Source organism: Snuella sedimenti (genome assembly GCF_016428595.1).
GTDB classification, from domain to species: Bacteria; Bacteroidota; Bacteroidia; order Flavobacteriales; family Flavobacteriaceae; genus Snuella; species Snuella sedimenti.
Genome location: NZ_JAELVQ010000031.1, coordinates 18505 through 39400, shown reverse-complemented (window position 1 = coordinate 39400; position 20896 = coordinate 18505). Strand labels below are relative to the sequence as shown.

Here is a 20896-nt window from a genome sequence, read left to right as displayed (position 1 = left end):
TTATTTAAGAAATAGGGCAAAAATATAAAACGGAACTGAAAATCGTTCCTAGGATTTCAATGCCATAAAACAACAAATAATGCCTTTTTATTTGGTTTTTAACATAGAAAACTCAGGTTACTTGTATAGCCCTTTTATGTTGGTAATCCAAACATGCCCTAAAGTGTCTTGAATAATATGTTTAGAATTAATGGTTTTGTTGTCGAGCTTGGGAGTTAAATGTGAAAATTTATTTTGTTTTGGGCTGTTAGTTGAGAACAAAAAAGAAAGTATACAAATTTGTATTAAAGTAATTTAAAGAATAATCCATCTGATTTTTTTCCCGATTTTTTTCTAAAAATTGTTGTTTTGGTATTGTTGTAGGATTTATCCCTTACAATACGCGTTTCTGCTAAAAATTCACCCCTATATCGCAAAAAAAGTACACCTATTTTAAGAAATTATTCTTGACTTTTATCGTCATAATTACCCTGAAAAGGATAGTAGAATATCTGAATGAAAGGTTTTGGACGGGTATTAACTTTAACAAGCATAAAAACAGGGTAAAAAAGAGCGATTTTTAGCCAATTGGAAAAGTTTAAATCACTTCAATGAACATCCATTTGTGTTCTGTCATCCTATGTTTGTAGATGATTGAATTGATTAATTTTTAGATTTAAGGATTAATAGAAAAAGGAGAAAGACTTAGTTTAGGGAAGAATGAGCTTCATACAGGTTAAATTTTAATAATAATTTTAAAACGATGAAACAATTAGGAAAAACACTTCTTTGGATATGGATTTTGATATTAGTGTCATTGAATTCATGGTCAATGTTTAATGGTAAAACGCAATCGGAGAGGTCAATTAATTTCAAAGCGAAAGAGAGACCTAATTTAGTTTTGGTCCTTGTTGATGATCTAGGTTATGCCGATGTTGGATTTAATGGATGCAAAGATATTCCAACGCCTAACATAGATCGTATAGCCGATCAAGGAGTCATTTTTACGAATGGTTATGTTACTTGGGCAGCTTGTGGCCCTAGTAGGGCGGGTATAATAACAGGAAGGTACCAAGACCGTTTTGGTTTTGGTCGTAATCCCCTTTTTGCACCAAATGACCCCGAGATGGGACTCCCACTAAGTGAGGAAACACTTCCCGATGTATTGAAAAAAGCAAATTATAAATCTGTAGCTATAGGCAAATGGCATTTGGGAGCACATGAAAGTTTACGTCCCTTAAAAAGGGGGTTTGATGATTTTTATGGATTCTTGAGTGGTGGACATCAATATTTCCCTGAAAAATGGACTTTAGCAGATGAATACGCAGCCAAATCTCAAGGAGGAGGATACAGAACAAAATTGTTAAGAAATGATGAAAGGATCGATGAAACAGAATATCTAACCGATGCTCTTTCTAGAGAAGCAGTGAATTATATAGAAAAATATAAAGACGCTTCCTTTTTTATGTACCTTGCCTATAATGCTCCCCATGGTCCGTTACAGGCTACAGAAAAGTATCTAACAAGATTTAACCATATAAAAGACATTAAAAGAAGAACTTATGCCGCTATGGTAAGTGCTGTCGATGATGGCGTTGGTTTAGTATTGGATAAGTTGGAATCTTTAAATCTATCAAAAAATACAATCGTCGTTTTTTTATCGGATAATGGAGGGCCAGAAAGGGGGCATGGCTCAGATAATGGATCGCTAAGAGGTACAAAGGGACATTTGCTTGAAGGAGGGATTAGAGTACCATTTGCGATGATGTGGCCGTCAAAAATTAAACCTAAAACAGTTTATGATAACCCTATAATTTCTCTTGATATCTTTTCGACTATAATTGCGCAGGGAGAAAAAAGTATTGAAACTAAGAATCCAATCGATGGTGTAAATTTAATTCCTTATATCTCTGGAGATAAGGAAGGCTTGCCTCATGAACGATTATTTTGGAGGACATACGACAAAGAGGATTATGCTATAAGAGAAGGTGAGTATAAATTGGTACAGAATTCCGAAGAAGAAGGGGTTTTTAACCTTCAAAATGACCTTTCTGAAGAAAATGACCTACAGAAAAAATTACCTAACAAATACGACCTACTTAAAGAAAGGTATGAGGAATGGCAAAAACAAATGAAACCTCCCATTTTTATGGGGCTTAAGCAAAATTCAGAATATAATAAAACCCATCCTAAAAGATTTGTGAAAAGCAATTAAAATCGAACAGTTTTTTTGAGAAAAAAGTACAACTTAGAGTTTTTGGTGCTTGAAAACCAATTTATAACGACGAATTACAAGCAGAGAAGTTTACTTAAAAAAACTTATATAAATACGTTATGTTTTATGGGGAAATCAGTCTGTAAAATCACTAAGAATGTGCAAATAGTCTTATTGATCATGTTTGTCTATGGGTCAACTTTTAGTCAAACTAGCAGTACGGGCATTGAGCGTTTGTTAAACACAAAACTAAGAATAGCTTCATATAATGTCTTTTGGGGGTCGGTATTTCCTCAAGATAGTGGGGAACCTCCTTTGCCCGGAAGGCATAATGCGCAGGACAGGACCTCAAATTTTGTTAGAATTCACAATGCAGTAAAACCAGATATATGGGCATTGCAAGAAGTATTGTACAGCAAGATTGAACGAGAAACAAAGACGCTTCAAGGGCATCTGGACTATTTTAATAAAGTGACCTCCGAAAACTGGAATGTTGCCGCAGATGAAAAAGGACGTATGGTGTTTAGTCGTTACCCAATAAAATGGAAAAAAGAAATAGCGCTTAGGATGTTTACTGTTCTTATTGACCTTCCGGACTCTATCTCTAGAGAGGATTTATTATTAGTGAACGTGCATTTGCATTGGAAAGACCCAGAGCAAAGAGCTAAAGAAGCCAGGATGATTGCGAATTTTTTGAAAGACGTTATTGATGGAAAGAATTCGGATGTGCCCACAAATTCATTGCTTATGGTATGTGGTGATTTTAATTCTAGAAGGGATGATCTGCCGTACAAAATTATAAGCTCCCTTAATCCAACGCTAAATATAGAGGGAGATTACAGCCCGATGCTAAAAGATCAACAACCTTTACAACTAAAAAACCATAGCCCTATAAGTTCAGGCTCTGTTATGTTCGATGATGGCTCTACAGTGGTTCAAGGAGGAACTATTGATTTCATGTTATTTTCTGGGAAATCATTGAAAATGACAAATAATTTTATGCTGAATACTTTAACCTTAGATCAAAAAACATTGGATATTAACAAGTTGGAATGTAATGATGTTGCTCTTGATCCCAATCAACCGCTTAAAGGAAAAGTCTCTTTCGATCATTTGCCGTTGATAGCAGATTTTTCGAACAAAAAATAAATTACTAACAACAAATAAATTTTAAAACATGAACATAAGAAATAACAAAAGTTTGATAAGAAAAAACATGAATGTCATAACTTTTCTGGTTCTTCTTATTCTTGGAAACCACCCCTTAAAGGCTCAAGAAAATACAATCCCTTTTAAGGTTCCAGACAATCACGTTAGAGTGGTTACCTGGAATGTTAAGTTTTTAGGAAGACGCACCCCTTTGCGCACAGATGCGGAACTTAAAATTATGGCAGATCGCATTCGAAATTGGGATGCATCGGTTATAGCTTTACAAGAAATTCAAAATAATAAACGCATTCACGGTCTTGTTGAATTATTAGGGCCAGAATGGAAAGTTAATCCAGAAGCTGGATGGGATCCTGGTCGCCGACAAGAAGATGAAACTTGCCTCATATGGAATACCTCTAAAGTAACATGTATACAATACAAAGCGTGGCTCGAAGGTTACCCTTATACCAACCGTCCACCATTTTCAGGTATTTTCAAACCCATTAAAGGCGGTGATTCTTTTGTTGTTATAAGTAACCATGCATATCCTGGCGGAAGTGAAAAAGCCGATGAGCACAGGAAAAACCAAGGCGCCTTTTATCGTGAACTGGTAAAAAAAATGCTAAAGGATACAGTTTATCCTAAAACTATTTTTCTTGTTGGTGATTTGAACGGTTCTCCAGGCAAATCTCCGCATACCACAATCCAGCCAAAAAATGAGAAAAAACTATTGCACTTAATTGGTAAATCGGATAAAAAGGGAACCGTTGCGGGAGGAAGTTCAGATATTGATCATATTTATGCTTCTAATAGTGCATGGTCTCGGGTGGCGAACAAAGTATCATATGTTATAAGATCAGAACATTACAATGAATCGGCTACTACATTTGAACAAATATGTAGTGATCATTTACCTGTATTTGTTGATATGGCTTTATATAACAGATAATTTATTCAAAATAGAATTTTATTAAGAAGTCTAGAGAGCTAAAAAGAACATATATATGATTGTAATTTACCTAAATATTGTTTAATAAAAACAGTATGTTGTTGATGTTAAATAGCTTATGAGAGTGCTTGGTGAAAAAATAATAATAAAATCAACATCCTATTTCCTTTTGTTTATCAAAGAAATTTTAAAAAATAATAAAGTCCAGCCGGATGTTCAAAATATTTTAACTCGGGGTGCTATATTGGAATTGAATCTCATTAATGAAGAAGAATCGTATAAATTAAAAATACCACTACTTGATAATAATACAGGTAAAATAGTTACAACTTTCACAAAAAACAATGTTTCTCCAGAAGCATTAATTGGAGACTTACTATTGGTAAGTCATTTTAACTATAAAGGAGAAAAAGCAAATAAAAGGAGTGAAGCCGCTATAGTCATTGATCAATTAATGATAGGGAGAGATGCTACAACAGGAAATTTGTATTATATAAAGGATGATGCATATTGGGGTAGAAGAGGACCATCTGTACACTTAAACTACCCAATACCAGAATCAGCAAGTGATATTGCATGGTTGCATAGTGAAATTACAGTGCCTGAAGGGAATGATTTTATAGGTTCTTATTTTATGGCAAACGGGTTTAAGGAAGGGTATTTTGGAATGCAGGTAAACTTAGAGACCGAACGAAGGTTTTTGTTTTCGGTTTGGAGCCCTTATAAAACTAACAATCCAAAAGATATCCCAAAAGATCAACAAATAATATTATTGAAAAAAGGAAAAGATGTGATAGCAGGAGAGTTTTGGTATGAAGAGTCTGGAGAGCAAAGTTATCGTAAATATCTATGGAAAGCAGATACCACATATAAGTTTTTGTTAAAGGGTGTTCCGTTCATAAATAATTTTACAGATTATACTGCATTTGTTTTTGCTCTCGAAAAAGAGAAATGGGAATTAATGGCAAGTTTCAGGTATCCAAAGACTATAACCTATTTAAAGAACCTTCATTCATTTTTAGAAAACTTTCAACCAGATATGGGTAATAAAGTTAGAAAATCGTTTTACACAAATCAGTGGGTTTACGATACTAAAAACACTTGGTATAGTATAACAGACGCTAAGTTTAGAGCAGACGCCACTGCCAGGAAAAATGTCAGACTCGATTATTCAGAAGGAATAGAAAACAATAAGTATTATTTAAAAAACTATGGTTTCTTTAGTAATACTACCGCTATAAACTCAGTTTTCAAAATAGAAACAACTAAAAAGAAAGAAGCACTAAATCTAGATTTTCATTTACTAGAAGGTTTAATAGAATAATAAACTTATGAAAGCCCATAATGGGCATTTGGCAAGTAATGGCCAATACCAACCGATATAATTAAACTACAATCACAGGTCAGTACAAAAATTTAAATAGATGAAACGAGCATTAAGAAATTTTAAAAATTACTTCACAAAAGGAAATGTTTAAAATTTTTAATGAGAGAACGAGTGTAAGGAGTGGTTGCACACGTTCTTAATTTTATAATTACAATAAAATCAATTAATTACTAAAATTTAAACGTGTGAAAAACAACAAGACAATACTAAGATTAGCAGGTGCAATATTGATCGCATTTAATAGCTTTGGGCAAGAAATTAATATATGGAAATATGTTGAAAACGAGAAAGTTATAGGTGAAAACAAAGAGCCTTCACATGCAACGTTTACGTCTTATACAACATTGGAAGCCCTTAAGTCAAATACCCCTAAATTTAAACAAACGTTAGATGGTTTGTGGAAATTTAAATGGGTTCGTGTACCTACGGACAGACCTACAACTTTTATGAATCCTAATGAAGACCTTAGTAGTTGGGACGACATTAAGGTGCCTTCAAATTGGGAGGTAGAAGGCTATGGTATTCCTATATACGTAAACCATCAATATGAATTTGCCGATAACAGAGCACGTGTTTCAAAAGATATTGAATTTGCAAATCCAGAATCAAGTAGATCAACACCAAAGCATCCAGGAAAAGTTCCTCATGATTATAATCCAGGGGGGTCTTACCGAAGAGACTTTACCATAACAAAAGATTGGAATGAAAAAGAGATCTTTTTACACATAGGAGCTATGAAATCGGGAGGTTTTGTATGGCTTAACGGACAGTATGTAGGCTATTCACAAGGAAGTAAATTGCCAGCAGAGTTTAATATTAGCAAACATGTAAAACCTGGGAAAAATACAATTGCCCTTCAGATTTTTAGATGGACAGACGGCTCTTATCTGGAATGTCAGGATTTTTGGAGAATAAGCGGTATTGAAAGAAGCGTATATATTTATGCGCAGCCCAAAGTTAGAATTAAAGATTTTGAAGTCGTTTCTACATTAGATAAAGCTTATACCAATGGACTATTCAATTTAGATGTAGAATTAAAAAACCATTTAAATAAAGAAGAAAAGGTTAATGTAACTTACAAAGTATTAGATAATAATAAAGTAATAAAAGAAGCAAGCCAAGATCTATTAGTTGAAAAAAATAAAACTAATATAGTCTCATTTAATAATCAAATAAATGATGTAAAACAATGGAATGCAGAACATCCTTATTTATATCAATTAATAATTGAAATTAGAGATAAAAAAGGACAACTGTTAGAAACAACCTCTAATTTAATCGGCTTTAGAAGTGTAGAGATTAAATAAGGCCTTTTATTGGTTAACGGGCAACGCATTACGTTAAAAGGCGTAAATACTCAAGAACACAATCCAGAAACAGGTCATGTGATTTCTAAAGCACAAATAGTAACAGATGTAAAACTTTGGAAAGAGAATAATATAAATGCCGTACGATTGAGCCATTACCCGCAGCCAGATATGTTTTATGAATTATGTGATTTATACGGAATCTATGTCGTAGATGAAGCTAATATAGAATCGCATGGTATGTATTATGGAAAGTATTCATTAGCAAAGAATGAAGCTTGGGAAAACCAACATGTAGATAGAATGGTTCGTATGGTAGAACGCGATAAAAATCATCCATCAATAATTATATGGTCAATGGGTAATGAGGCTGGGAATGGCGTGAATTTTTATGCTGGATATAAAGCCATTAAAGCTGCAGATAAAACCAAGAGACCTGTGCAATACGAACGTCCCTATAAAGACCATGATGGGAATTTATTTGATATGGATTGGAATACAGATATTATTGTGCCACAATACCCCTCACCAGCTCAATTTGAAGAAGTCGGGAAAAGCAAAACAGATAGACCATATATACCTAGTGAATACGCACATGCTATGGGTAATAGTACAGGGAATTTTCAAGATTATTGGGATGTAATAGAACAGTATGATAATTTACAAGGCGGGTTTATTTGGGATTGGGTAGATCAATCTATTTGGAAAACAAATGAAAAGGGAGAACGGTTTTATGCCTATGGAGGCGATTTTGGTGAAAATATGCCTACAGAAAATAGTTTTTTGAATAACGGTATTGTTTTTCCAGATCGTACCCCCCAACCCGGACTATATGAAGTAAAAAAAGCCCATGAGTATATTAACTTTAAAGATAAGGGTATTAATAGGTATAATGAATTGAGGGTGTTAATAGAAAATCTTTATGATTTTACCAATTTAAACCAATTCGATTTTATAGCAACAATAAAAGCAGACGGAACCGTGTTAAAAACGATTCCTATTGAAACTATAAATGTAGAAACGCATACTGGAAAATTGATACGTTTATCATTAGAAGATTTAGATTATCAAACCAATACCGAGTATTTTGTTGAAATTTCTGCAATAACAAAAAGGAATTGGGGGATGTTACCTAAGGGTTTTGAGGTAGCTCACGAACAATTTAGATTAGATAAATTTTATAAATATAAAAAAGCACCAATTGATAATGGGACCAAATTAAATGTTGAAAAAAAGGGAGAAACAATTCGTGTTTTTAATGCTTCAGTAGAGCTGATATTCAGTAAAGATAAAGGACGATTAATCTCTTATAAATATAAAGGAAACGAACTAATAAAAGATGGTCAAGGGCCAAAACCAAACTTTTGGAGAGCTGTGACTGACAATGATGCTGGGAGCAAAATGTATAGAAATAATATTAAATGGAAAGAAGCCTCCTTATTCTCTAAAGTCGAAACAATTACCGCAAACACCATTAACGAAAACTTAATAGAATTGAAAGTAGTATATCACTTACCAGGTGTAAATACAAAATTTTATAGTACGTATCGTATTAGCGGAAATGGAATCGTGGAAGTAGAAAATACCTTAGACAAAACAGAATATCAAGCAGATATTCCAAGAATAGGTATGCGTATGCAACTACCTAAGGAGTATAGTAAAATGACTTATTTTGGAAGGGGACCTTGGGAAAATTATAAAGACAGGAACGTGTCTGCATTTGTAGATCTTTATACGTCTGATGTAAAAGACCAATACGTTCCATACATAAGACCACAAGAAAATGGCTATAAAACGGATGTAAGGTGGGTTGCTTTATCTAACAAAACAGGAAACGGATTACTTATAGTATCAAAAGACATTAAAAAAGGTTTAGGGATAAGTACTTTACATATGACAAATGAAACTTTTGACATGTCTGAGACCCTAGATTATGGAAATGCTTCAAAAAAAGAAATTGAACACCGAATAGATGGTGTTCCTGAGTTTAATAAAAGCAAACATACTATAGATGTTAAAGAACAAGACTTAGTACAATTAAATATAGATTTAGAACAAAGAGGCGTTGCAGGCAATAATAGTTGGGGAGCAAAACCAGAGGAGAAGTATCTTATTAAAGGAAATATTGCTCATAGTTATACATATTACTTGGTGCCTTTTTCCGAAAATACCACAGAAGAATTAATTGAAATTAGTAAGCGGTTTTAAAAAATTAGATAAAATGAAATTTAAACTACCTGTTTTAATTGTGTTATTATTTGGTACGGTATCGTGCGTTGCGCATACAGTAAAAGACCGCAATCCTCCAAATATAATTGTTTTTTTGGTAGATGATATGGGATTAATGGATACTTCAGTACCATTTATGACGGATAAGGAAGGTAATCTTGTAAAGTATCCGTTGAATGATTATTATCGAACACCCCATATGGAGAACCTAGCAAGACAAGGGGTGAGGTTTACAAATTTTTATGCGCATTCAGTTTGCTCTCCTACACGCGCTTCAATTTTAACAGGACAGAACTCGGCACGTCATGGTGTAACTAATTGGATTAATTCAGAAAACAATAATAGAACAGAATTTGGACCACAAAATTGGAACTGGAAGGGGTTGACGAAAGAATCTGTAACGCTGCCACGAGTATTACGGCAGAATGGTTATAAAACCATTCATGTAGGTAAAGCCCATTTTGGTCCCTTTGGTAGTGAAGGAGAAAACCCCCTTAATCTTGGCTTTGATGTTAATATTGCCGGGAGCTCCATTGGACAACCAGGTAGTTATTATGGTTTGGATGGTTTCGGGTATATTAAAGGTAATAAAAAAAGAGCAGTACCAGGTTTAGAGAAATACCATGGTAAAGATATATTTTTGACAGAAGCATTGACACTAGAAGCCAATTTAGCTATATCTAAAGCCAAGGAAGAAAAGAAACCATTTTTTCTTTATATGGCCCATTATGCCGTACATGCGCCTTTTCAGCCTGATGCTCGTTTTGCTAACCAATACAAGAATTCAGGTAAATCTGAAAAAGCACAGGCATACGCAACTTTAATTGAAGGGATTGATAAATCGTTGGGTGATATTATTCAACATGTAAAAAGTTTAGGGTTAGGAGAGAATACAATAATCTTCTTTTTGGGAGATAATGGCTCAGATGCACCCTTACCCATTATAGATGATTACAGTAGCTCATCACCACTAAAAGGAAAAAAGGGCAATCATTGGGAAGGGGGGATGCGAGTTCCGTTTATAGCTTCGTGGGTTACGCCAAATGAAAAAGAATTTTGGCAAAAGAAATTGCCTATAGCTCGTAATACAATACAACATCAGCAAGGTACAATTTTAGATGTGTTTCCTACAATTAGTAAATTACTTAGTTTACCATTTCCCAAAGACCATATTTTAGATGGATTTAACCTTGAAAATCAACTTAAAGGTCAGAAAAATATTGAAAGAAATGAGTTGTTTCTCAATCATTTTCCACATGGTAATCATCGTTCAAATTATTTTACAAGTTTAGTTAAAGCAGATTGGAAAATTATCTATCATTATCAAATTGAAGGTCCACCACATTGTGAATTGTTCAACTTGAAAGAAGATCCATTTGAAATAGATAATTTAGTTGATGAGAACCCTGAACAGTTAAAAATTATGATGGAAACCCTAGCTGATGAAATGAATAAAAGAAAAGCGCTCTATCCTGAAAAAGGAGGGGAACCTATGGGGGTAATTAGGCCTTTATAACCAAACTCGATTATTAAAACAAGTAAATTTGACTTGTGTTTTGTGATTGAAATTTGATTTGAGGTTTTTTTGGAAAAAGGGACAAATACTAAACAAAAATCGTTGATAGAACAGACGATTTTAGTAATTCTAAGGAAAGAAACTATAAGTGAAATGTTTAGTTATGAAATTGAAAATAAGTGTTTTAGGTTATTGGGTTTTTCACTTTTTCCTTAATAAAATCCTGATTTTTTTAACGTCGAACTCAGGTTGAAACGATTTTAGGAGTAAGATAGATATCAGGCTATGGATAATGCAAGGATTTAACCTATTTGTTTTTAATAAATGTTGAATTTTATCCTATTTTTTAATTATATATAACATTTTATTGAGAATAGTAATGTTTTTAGGACTACAAATGTTTTTGAATGACATTATAGTGAATGAGTAAAAAAGAGAACATAACGATAATTTTTTGGGAGAATCTTAGAAAAGGACAGGTTAACGCTTTAGAAGGGTTGTATGATCTCTTTATAGATGATCTATTTGCATACGGTATGAAGCAGGTAAACGTTAAAGGGTATGTTATGGATTGTATCCATGATCTTTTCGTTGATCTGTATAAGTATCGGTCGAATTTGTCCGAAACAGATAATGTTAAGTTTTATTTGTTTAAATCGTTAAAAAGAAAAATCAATAAAAGGTATTCAGGTGAAAAGGCGTTAATCGATGGCGATATTTCAGATATGAGCTATCCATTTAATCAGAATTATACCGAACCTTGGGAAAAGGAAATTATTAATGAAGAATTTGTAAACGAAAAGAAGGTTTGGCTCTCAAATGCCTTAGGAAAATTATCTAAAAAGCAACAAAGGATTGTTTTTTTAAGGTATAACGAAGACAAAACATACGAAGAGATTGCAAAAATAATGGGTGTTTCGGTTGCTACTGCACGAACCAAAGTATACAGGGTCATTAAAAAACTTAGGGAATCTTCATTTTCTCTTTTTTGGTTTTTTAAAATTTTTTAAAAAAAGTTAAAAAAAACTGTCTATAAATTGTTTCATGTTTACTTATTGTATATATCGGGGGTAAATAAAAGCTCCTTGAAATACAGTTTTGCAATAAATAAGCATGAAACCTACAAATAACATAGAGCACAATACTTTAACTGATTTAGAAAAAAAACAGTTAAAGCACCGAATAAAAAAGTCTGTAATCCATTTTAATTCAAGAAAGAAGCGATGGCGTTATGCCTATGCTATGGCTGCATGTATTGCAGTATTGTTCTGTGTGCGCGTTTACTTTAATAATAGTGCAAACGAATCGCTTATAAAATATGTTGAAACTTCGGGCAAAGTAAATGTTAATGATACCAACGAGGTTGTACTTATATTAAACAACAAAGAAAATATAAATATTGATGAGGAATCTGCCGAGATTTCGTATTCTGCTACAGGAGAAAAAGTTGATTTAGGACAATCTAAAACACTAAGTCAAGACGTTGACGATGAGGAAATCAATTACAATACCCTATTAGTGCCTTATGGTAAGCGTACCCAGTTAAAATTATCTGATGGCAGTATGGTTTGGTTGAATTCTGGTTCTAAATTGATTTATCCCGCAAAATTCAAGGGAAGTACTAGAGAGTTGTATTTAGAGGGAGAAGCTATATTTGATGTCGCTCATAATGCTGAGCGTCCTTTTATTGTTCAGTTGTCTAAGGACAATGCCGTTGAGGTTTTAGGAACAGTTTTTAATGTAAGTAATTATCCCGAAGATGACTTGGTGCAAACCACCTTAAAAAGTGGAAGCGTAAAAATTAAATATGCAGACAATAGTTTAAAAAACAGTTTCAAGTATTTAAGAATCACACCTGGAACTATGGCTGAGTTTGATAAAAAACAAGCAACTATAATGTCTAAACCTGTAGATATTACGCCTTATTTTTCTTGGAAAGAAGGGATACTTATCTTTAAACAGGACTACCTAATAACAATCTTTAAAAAGCTGTCACGATACTACAATGTAAAGATAGAACCAAGTGGTAATGGGGTGAAAATGAATGCAGGAAATGATACGTTTTCAGGTTCTCTTGACTTGAAAGATAATATAAAAGAGGTTTTAGACTTGATTAAAGAGACTACAAACTTTAATTATACCATAGAAGGAAATAAAATAAGTATTAATTAAAACAAAGAATAAGCCTATGATTTGACTAAACCAACTAAACAAAAAAGCCGGATATGCGCTAACATTATCCGACTTAGAAACTAAAACTGCCTAAAAGGCAATATTAATTCACCGAAAAACAAAAATATGAATAAAATTATCAGCGCACCAGCTAATAGCTGTAAAAACTCTATTGGCTATTATTTAATTATAGCCATGAGAGCATTTTTACTTTTTATCTGTATTGGTTTATCAAGCGCTTATGCTAACCATTCCTATGCACAAACCAAAATTAATGTTAATGTTAAAGAAATTACCTTTGAAGAGCTCTTTAAAGTCATTCAAAGCGAAAGTAAATACGTATTTTTTTACAAAGATTCAGATTTAAATATCGGCAAGAAAGTTACTTTAAACATTCAAAATGCTCCATTAGAAAGCATTTTAAATACAGTGTTTAAAGGTACGAATCTTAATTTTAAAATAAAGAATAGGCAAGTCGTTATTAAAAATGAGGGAAAAAATAAAAGTAAAGTAGATGAAAAACTTTTAAAAAGACAAAATTATGTCATAAAAGGTTATGTAACAGATAAAAAGGGGGTGCCGCTTATAGGAGCCAATATTCTTGAAAAAGGTACAAAAAATGGTATTCAGGCTGATTTTGATGGAAATTTCGAATTAACTGTATCTAGTGGGAATTCAACTCTCGTAATATCGTACTTAGGTTATTTATCTCAAGAAATAGCCATTCAAGAACGAGAGCGAATAAACATTATTTTGGAAGAAGATTTGGAGCAACTGGGCGAAGTCGTTTTGGTTGGGTATGGAACCCAGAAAAAAGAAAGTGTTGTATCTGCAATAACAACTGTTAAGCCAGCAGATTTAAAAATACCCTCAAGTAATTTAACAGCATCCTTTTCTGGAGTAATACCTGGTTTAATTTCATTTCAAACATCAGGTGAACCAGGAGCTGATAACGCAGCCTTTTTTATTCGTGGTGTAACTACGTTTGGATATGCAAATTCCCCATTAATACTTATAGATGGTATGGAGTCTACCACAGATGATTTAGCACGTATAGATGTAGACGATATTGCCGACTTTTCCATAATGAAAGATGCTACCTCTGCGGCACTTTATGGATCAAGAGGAGCAAATGGCGTTATTTTAATAAACACTAAAGACGGCGTTAAAGGAAAGGCCAAAGTTTCATTCAAGTTTGAAAATTATGCGTCTTCAAATGTTACGGATATTGAATTTGCTGACCCAGTGACCTATATGATTTTAAACAATGAAGCTGTGCAAACACGTAGGGGACTGTCCAATCAAAGTACCGTGGCACTACCGTTTACTCAAAACCAAATAGATGCAGTAGCTAGCGGAACTAATAAAAATGTGTTTCCAGCAGTAGATTGGAGAGATAAACTTTTTAAGGACAAGGCCGTAAACCAAAGATTAAATCTAAATGTATCTGGAGGGGGAGATGTAGCCAAGTACTACCTATCCGTAACATATACAAGGGACACAGGTATATTAAAAATTGATGATAGAAATGATTATAATACTGGTATTAAACTAAATAAATTTCAGATAAGATCTAATAATATTCTTAACATAACAAAAACCTTAGAAGCCCGAGTACAAACTTATATTGCTGTAGACGATTATACAGGACCTCTTGGTGGTGCTTCTAGTCTTTTTAAAAAAGTAGCCAATGCTAGTCCTGTCTTGTTTCCTGCTTATTACGAGCCCGATCAGGCCAATTTGTATAATCCTAATATTTTATTTGGAAACTTTGATGATGGGTCTTACATAAACCCATATACAGAATCTATAAAAGGGTATAGAGATTATACACGATCTAAGCTAAATGCTCAAATAAATTTAAAACAGAAAATAACTGAAGAAATTTCGTTACGAGCAAAAATAGGCTATGACAGAAATTCGTATTTTGAATTGAATAGGCAAATGACCCCAGCTTTTTATAATATAGGATCCTATGATGAGTTGTCTGATGTTTACACTTTAAAATTTTTAAATGAAGAAAGTAATCCAGAAAATGTGCTTTCTTTTGTTGGCTCCCCATCTAATGTTTCTACTGTGTTTTATGGAGAGTTTGCTGCCAATTACAACAAAACATTTCTAGATATCCATGATTTTACTGCCATGTTAGTTTCGACAATAAGAGAAAGTGCAGATAATACTGCTACAGATCTTCAATCGTCTCTGCCAAAAAGAAATTTAAGTTTAGCCGGGCGATTTAGCTATGCTTTGAAATCAAAATATTTTTTAGAATTTGTTTTTGGTTATAATGGCTCTGAACGTTTTGCGAAAAAAGAGCGTTTCGGTTATTTTCCATCACTAGGATTTGGATGGGATATTTCTAAAGAGAATTTTTGGAAAAACATAAAACCAATAGTAAACAAGTTTAAAATTACATCTACTTATGGTTTAGTTGGAAATGATAATATTGGAAGCGCTAGTGATAGATTTTTTTACCTTTCCCTTGTAAATTTAAGTGCTAATGGGCGTAGCGCTACCTTTGGAGAAAACTACGGTTATAATCTGAATGGGGTAGATATTACCAGATATGAAAATAGTGATATTACTTGGGAAACAGCTAAAAAATTCAATTTAGGGCTACAGCTGGGACTTTTTAAAAACAAAATAGAAATAAATGCCGATTATTTTAGCGAAAAAAGAGAGAATATTTTTACGCAACGTGCTGCAGTTCCTTCTTCTTTAGGTCTTACGGCTGATATATTTGCCAATAGCGGTGCAGCTAAAAGCCAAGGAGTTGAATTTAGCTTGAAATTAAGGGAAAATTGGGGTAAAAACTGGTGGATACAAGGTACAGGGAACTTTACCTATGCCAAAGGTGTATACACACAATTTGATGAACCAGATTATTCCAGTACCCCATGGTTGTCTGTAATTGGCAATAGAATTAATCAAGCTTATGGCTATGTTGTTGAGCGGTTGTTTGTTGACGAAAGTGATGTGGCTAATAGTCCTGCGCAATTTGGAGAGCCAAACATAGCTTATACTGCGGGAGACATTAAATACAAAGATATTAATAATGACGGAAAAATTAATACTCAAGATGTGGTGCCAATTGGGAATTCACTTAGTCCAGAAATCAACTATGGATTTGGATTTTCATTAGGTTATAAAAATCTTGACTTTAACTGCTTTTTTAATGGATTGGCAAACAGAACCATTTTTATTGATTCCGATGAAACAGCACCTTTTAGAAATACATCCATTGACGACCAGACAGGCGTGAGAAACCTCTTGAAAACCTATGCAGATGACCATTGGTCTGAAGAAAATAGAAATATTTATGCCTTGTGGCCTAGATTGTCAGACCAAACAATACAAAATAATAACCAAAGAAGTACATGGTTTATGAGGGACGGTAGCCTATTGAGACTTAAAAGCGTTGAAATAGGGTATACTTTAGATAAGTTGTTTGGAGATAAAATGTTTGAAAATGTGCGTTTTTATCTAAGTGGTACAAACCTGTTTACTTTGAGCAAGTTTGATTTGTGGGATGTAGAACTTGGAGGAAATGCCTTTACATATCCTATTCAAAAAGTATATAATTTCGGATTAAGAGCTAATTTTTAAAAAATTAAGATATGAAAAAACATATAATATATTTTACGCTTATTTTAACTTTATTTTCATGTGACTATTTGGATTTTGTTCCTGACGATGTTGCTACAATTGATGATGCTTTTGACGATCAAAAATCTGCCGAAACTTTTTTATTTACCTGTTATAGCTGGATGCCAAATTTAGGAGATAAACGTAATAACCCCGCCTTGTTAGGAGGAGATGAGGTAGCTTATCCTTTGGGAGCATTTTCACATATTGAGGACTTACAAAAAGTAGCGGTTCATGAAATCGCAATGGGTTTTCAATCGCCAGATAATCCCTATACCGATTATTGGACAGGTGCCAACGGTGGTAAAAATCTGTATTCTGGAATTAGAGATTGTAATATTTTCTTAGAAAAAATTAACGAAGTACCATACATCGATGAGTTTTTAAAAAAACGATGGATTGCTGAAGTTAAATTTTTAAAAGCGTATTATCATTTCTTTCTTTTTAGGATGTACGGACCTATTGTATTAGTCCCAGAAAACGTTGAGGTTGATGCAGAAGTCGATGAATTCCATCAATTTAGAAGCCCAATTGACGAATGTTCTAGTTTTATCGTTAATTTATTAAATGAAGCAGCACCAGACCTGCCCCTTGTTATTGGAGATATAGAACTAGAACTAGGTAGAGCAACCAAGGTAGCAGCTTTAGCATTAAAAGCAAAAACGCTTGTATGGACCGCTAGTCCTCTTTTTAATGGAAACGACGAAGTATCTAACCTTGTCGATTCTCGAGGTATCAGGTTATTTCCTTCAACAGTAGACTCTAATAAGTGGAATACTGCGGCTGATGCTTGTAAGCAAGCAATTGATGCTGCAAATGAAGCAAATATTGCATTGTTTGAATATAGCCCGACTGGTGTGCCATTACCAACAGGAACCACTATAGACGATTTGCCAAACGAAATCTTAAAAGTAATAACACTTAATACGAGTTTGACAGAGCGTTGGACTGATGAAAAATTGTTTGTATCAACCGAAGGCCGGGCTGGAACGGCATTACAAAATATGGGAATGGGAAGAGCACACAGTCGATTTGAGTCTAATATTCAAGTTACAGGACATTTTTCTCCATCGCTAAGCATTGCAGAACAGTTTTATTCAAAGAACGGCGTACCAATTGATGAGGATATAACTTGGGATTATGCAAATATGTATAAGTTAAGGACTTACAATGCTGCAACAGATGTAGACGATAATGGTAATGGGGTAGCAGACAATTTGTATTATATAAAGGATGGTGAAACTACTGTGAATTTTCATTTTGATAGAGAGCCTCGTTTTTATGCGAGTTTAGGGTTTGATCGTGGTATTTGGTTTGGTAATCCTGCAACTTATTCAAATAGAAACCCAGGATATACAGATCATTATTTGGAGGCACGAGCTGGTGAATATGCAGGTAATTTGTTGGCCGGTAGGTATTCAACAACGGGTTATATTGCAAAAAAGGTAGCCTATTTTAATAACTCCATTAGAAATTCTACATCTGGTCTAACTGTTAGGGATTATCCGTTCCCCGAAATTAGGTTGTCTGGTTTGTATCTTTTTTATGCCGAATGCCTAAACGAAATAGATAATCAGTCTTTAGCTATAGAATATATAGATAAGGTTAGGGAACGAGCTGGTTTAAAAGGTGTTTTAGAATCATGGAGTACCTACTCAAACCAACCTAATAAACCAAGCACAAAAAGTGGTTTAAGACAAATCATTCAGGACGAAAGATTAAATGAGCTAGCATTCGAGGGACAAAGATTCTGGGATATTCGTCGTTGGAAATTAGCTGAAGAGTTACAAAGGCGACCTCAAAAGGGATGGAACACAGAAGGAAAAACGGCAGAAGATTATTATACGCCAGTAACAGTTTTTGTACTTCCTTATTCATTTAAAAATAATTTGTTTCCCATACCAACTGAAGAGCTTTTGAGAAATCCTAATTTAGTTCAAAATCCTGGTTGGTAAAACCTAAAAAAATAAATAATCATGAGAAATTTATTAAATTATTATATCGTATTGGTACTTATATTGGTATCATGTGGCGAAGAAGAATTTGTTGGTCAACCACCACTAGATAGTAATCCTCCTGGGCAAATATCAAATGTAAGCGTTGAAAACATTCCTGGTGGAGCAATTATAAAATACACATTACCTAAAGAGAAAGACATCCTTTATATAGAAGCTACCTATGCCGTTAATAGTGAATTGATACGTGTTGCAAAAAGTAGTAAGTTCAATCAATATATTGTTGTTGATGGTTTTGGAGATACTCAAGAGTACGAGGTAGAATTGCGCAGTGTAGATTATGGCGGAAACAAATCGAAACCACTAAAAGAAACAATAAAACCGTTAGAACCTCCTTATTTAAAGGTGTTTAATTCCCTTGAAATAGAAAGTGATTTTTCAGGAGTACTATTATCTTGGGAGAATGTCGATAAAGTAGACATGGGCATTACGGTATTGAAAGAGGATGCATTAGGCAATTTTGTACCGTTTAAAACGGTCTATGAAGATTATACAGATTACAGTGAAAACGTGCGAGGACTAGATTCTATTACACAAACACTCGGTTTTTTTGTAAAAGATAAATATAAGAATGTAAGTGATACCATATTTGGAACTTTTAAGCCGTTGTATGAACAAGAACTAGATAAAGCTTTATGGACAGCCTTAAGACTAGATACAGACATTCCACAACACGCAAATGCACGAAGAGTAGAAAAAGGCTTTGATGGCATTTTACATCAAAATTATGCGCGTGGCTATGTGAGTACTTTTAGATCAGAATTACATTATCTCCCTCACCACCAAACCATTGATTTTGGCGTGAAAGCAAAAATAAGTAGGTTTATAATTTACTCAGTAGAATATTGGGGTTATAAAAGAACTGGAATAAAAAAGCTAGAGCTTTATGGTACTAATGATGAGGCTCTTATAGATCGAGAACGAAACGGTGCTTATGTTTGGCCAAATGGAGACGATCCCAATGATACAGGTAATTGGAGAGAAGAAGGACTGGATGGTTGGAACTATATTGATGAATTTGAAATAATTAAACCTTCTGGGTTACCAGGTATAGAAGTTACACAAGAAGACGACGACTACGCACAAGACGGTATTGAGTTTAATTTTCCTCCAGGAATACCAGCCTATCGCTATTATAGGTTTAGGTCTGTTGAGCTTTGGGATTCAGGTTCAAAACATTCGGGATGGTCAGAGATAACCTTTTTTGGACAACCCCAGTAAAAAGTAACTAAAAATTTAATATGTAATGAGAAATTTTTTAATAATAAATATTTTAGCAATAGCATTGTACAGCTGTACAGATATAAATGATGAGCACCAAGAATATCTTGACAAAGGAGAAAATATTTATACCGAAAAGCCTGACTCTTTAATAGTTAGTCCTGGTTTTCAGAGGGCTAAATTACAGTGGTTTTTATACTCAGACACTAGTATCAAGAAAGCTAGGGTATTTTGGAATGCTGGTAAAGATTCATTGGATGTAAACATAAGTGTGAACCCACAAGTTAAAAATGTAATAGAAGTAATTGTACCTAATCTAGATGAGGGGGTTCATACATTTGCGGTATTAACTTTAGATGGCTTTGATAATAAATCGATACCAGTATCAATTGGGGGTCGTGTTTACGGCTCAAGCTACCAAAGTGGTTTAAGTAATAGAGCAATTACAGCTTATACCAATGAAGGAAATTCCATAGTATTTAAGCTAGCAAATGTATTTTTTGATGGTTACATAGATAGCGAACTCAAATACATAGATAAAGAGGGGTTAGAACAAGTAATTAAATTGACAGATGAGGCTAAGACAGAGTTTAAAATTGATGATGATGGTATAGATTTGAATGAACCTATCTATTATAGGAGTATTTTTCAGCCTCAAAATAGTGTAGATCTTTTCTATTCCGACTATGCACAATTTGATCAATAAATACTCATTACAACCGTATTGTGGAAATATATACCAAATGCAACATATAGCCATTATGTTGTTATAAACTTAGGCGAAGTAGTAGAAATGTGTAAGATAAGTTTGGCAAGAAATGATGATAATGCAAATGCTCCTGTTAAAATTAACATATCAATTAGTGAAGATAATGTTACTTATTCTGATTTTGGAGATTGCGATTTTGATAATGAGTTGGATGGTTTTCAATCATATTCATTTTCAGAACTTCAAAGAAGTGATCGGTATATTAAAATAAATACACTAGAAAAAGGATTAGGTGGTGAAAATTTCACCATAATAGGAGAGGTAAACGTGGGAATTAAAAATTAATCATTTGTTTTAATAATTCTTGCTACTGTAATTGTTGCAGTAGCAAGAATATTTAGTT

Annotated in this window: 14 protein-coding genes; all 14 read left to right on the top strand. The window is 33.7% G+C overall.

Going from position 1 to position 20896, the window contains the following annotated elements:
- Window positions 1-742: 742 nt before the first annotated feature.
- The 14 genes from JF259_RS16130 (at window position 743) to JF259_RS16070 (ending at window position 20838) form a co-directional block, all read left to right on the top strand.
- Window positions 743-2194, top strand: a complete 1452-nt coding sequence (locus tag JF259_RS16130) for a sulfatase-like hydrolase/transferase (RefSeq protein ID WP_199116740.1) — start codon at window positions 743-745, stop codon at window positions 2192-2194.
- Between the two features lie 126 nt (window positions 2195-2320).
- Window positions 2321-3343 (top strand): endonuclease/exonuclease/phosphatase family protein, encoded by a 1023-nt coding sequence (locus tag JF259_RS16125; protein WP_199116739.1) that lies wholly within the window; start codon window positions 2321-2323, stop codon window positions 3341-3343.
- 28 nt (window positions 3344-3371) lie between these two features.
- Window positions 3372-4292 carry an endonuclease/exonuclease/phosphatase family protein gene (locus JF259_RS16120; RefSeq protein WP_199116738.1) on the top strand — a complete coding sequence of 307 codons (921 nt, stop codon included), beginning with the start codon at window positions 3372-3374 and terminating at the stop codon, window positions 4290-4292.
- A 169-nt stretch (window positions 4293-4461) separates the two neighbouring features.
- Window positions 4462-5616, top strand: a complete 1155-nt coding sequence (locus JF259_RS16115) for a DUF3472 domain-containing protein (protein ID WP_233164333.1) — start codon at window positions 4462-4464, stop codon at window positions 5614-5616.
- A gap of 248 nt (window positions 5617-5864) precedes the next feature.
- Window positions 5865-6986, top strand: coding sequence for a glycoside hydrolase family 2 protein (locus JF259_RS17655; RefSeq protein WP_317192102.1), 1122 nt, complete (start codon window positions 5865-5867; stop codon window positions 6984-6986).
- A gap of 9 nt (window positions 6987-6995) precedes the next feature.
- Window positions 6996-9194: a glycoside hydrolase family 2 TIM barrel-domain containing protein gene (locus tag JF259_RS16110; protein ID WP_233164332.1), complete on the top strand. Its 2199-nt coding sequence runs from the start codon at window positions 6996-6998 to the stop codon at window positions 9192-9194.
- A gap of 13 nt (window positions 9195-9207) precedes the next feature.
- A complete protein-coding gene (locus JF259_RS16105) occupies window positions 9208-10731 on the top strand; it encodes a sulfatase (protein WP_199116736.1) in 1524 nt (507 codons plus the stop codon).
- A gap of 422 nt (window positions 10732-11153) precedes the next feature.
- The gene (locus tag JF259_RS16100; RefSeq protein ID WP_199116735.1) at window positions 11154-11741 is read left to right on the top strand and encodes an RNA polymerase sigma factor; all 588 of its coding nucleotides are present in this window, start codon (window positions 11154-11156) and stop codon (window positions 11739-11741) included.
- Window positions 11742-11844: 103 nt separating this feature from the next.
- Entirely contained in the window at window positions 11845-12903 is a 1059-nt protein-coding gene (locus tag JF259_RS16095; RefSeq protein WP_199116734.1) for a FecR family protein, read from the top strand.
- A gap of 126 nt (window positions 12904-13029) precedes the next feature.
- Window positions 13030-16509, top strand: a complete 3480-nt coding sequence (locus tag JF259_RS16090; RefSeq protein ID WP_199116733.1) for a TonB-dependent receptor — start codon at window positions 13030-13032, stop codon at window positions 16507-16509.
- 11 nt (window positions 16510-16520) lie between these two features.
- Window positions 16521-18503 carry a RagB/SusD family nutrient uptake outer membrane protein gene (locus JF259_RS16085; RefSeq protein ID WP_199116732.1) on the top strand — a complete coding sequence of 661 codons (1983 nt, stop codon included), beginning with the start codon at window positions 16521-16523 and terminating at the stop codon, window positions 18501-18503.
- A 21-nt stretch (window positions 18504-18524) separates the two neighbouring features.
- The gene (locus JF259_RS16080; RefSeq protein WP_199116731.1) at window positions 18525-19784 is read left to right on the top strand and encodes a DUF4959 domain-containing protein; all 1260 of its coding nucleotides are present in this window, start codon (window positions 18525-18527) and stop codon (window positions 19782-19784) included.
- A 25-nt stretch (window positions 19785-19809) separates the two neighbouring features.
- Window positions 19810-20490 (top strand): DUF4998 domain-containing protein, encoded by a 681-nt coding sequence (locus JF259_RS16075; RefSeq protein WP_199116730.1) that lies wholly within the window; start codon window positions 19810-19812, stop codon window positions 20488-20490.
- 18 nt (window positions 20491-20508) lie between these two features.
- Complete coding sequence (locus tag JF259_RS16070) at window positions 20509-20838, top strand: discoidin domain-containing protein (protein WP_262894929.1); 330 nt, start codon at window positions 20509-20511, stop codon at window positions 20836-20838.
- Window positions 20839-20896: the final 58 nt, after the last annotated feature.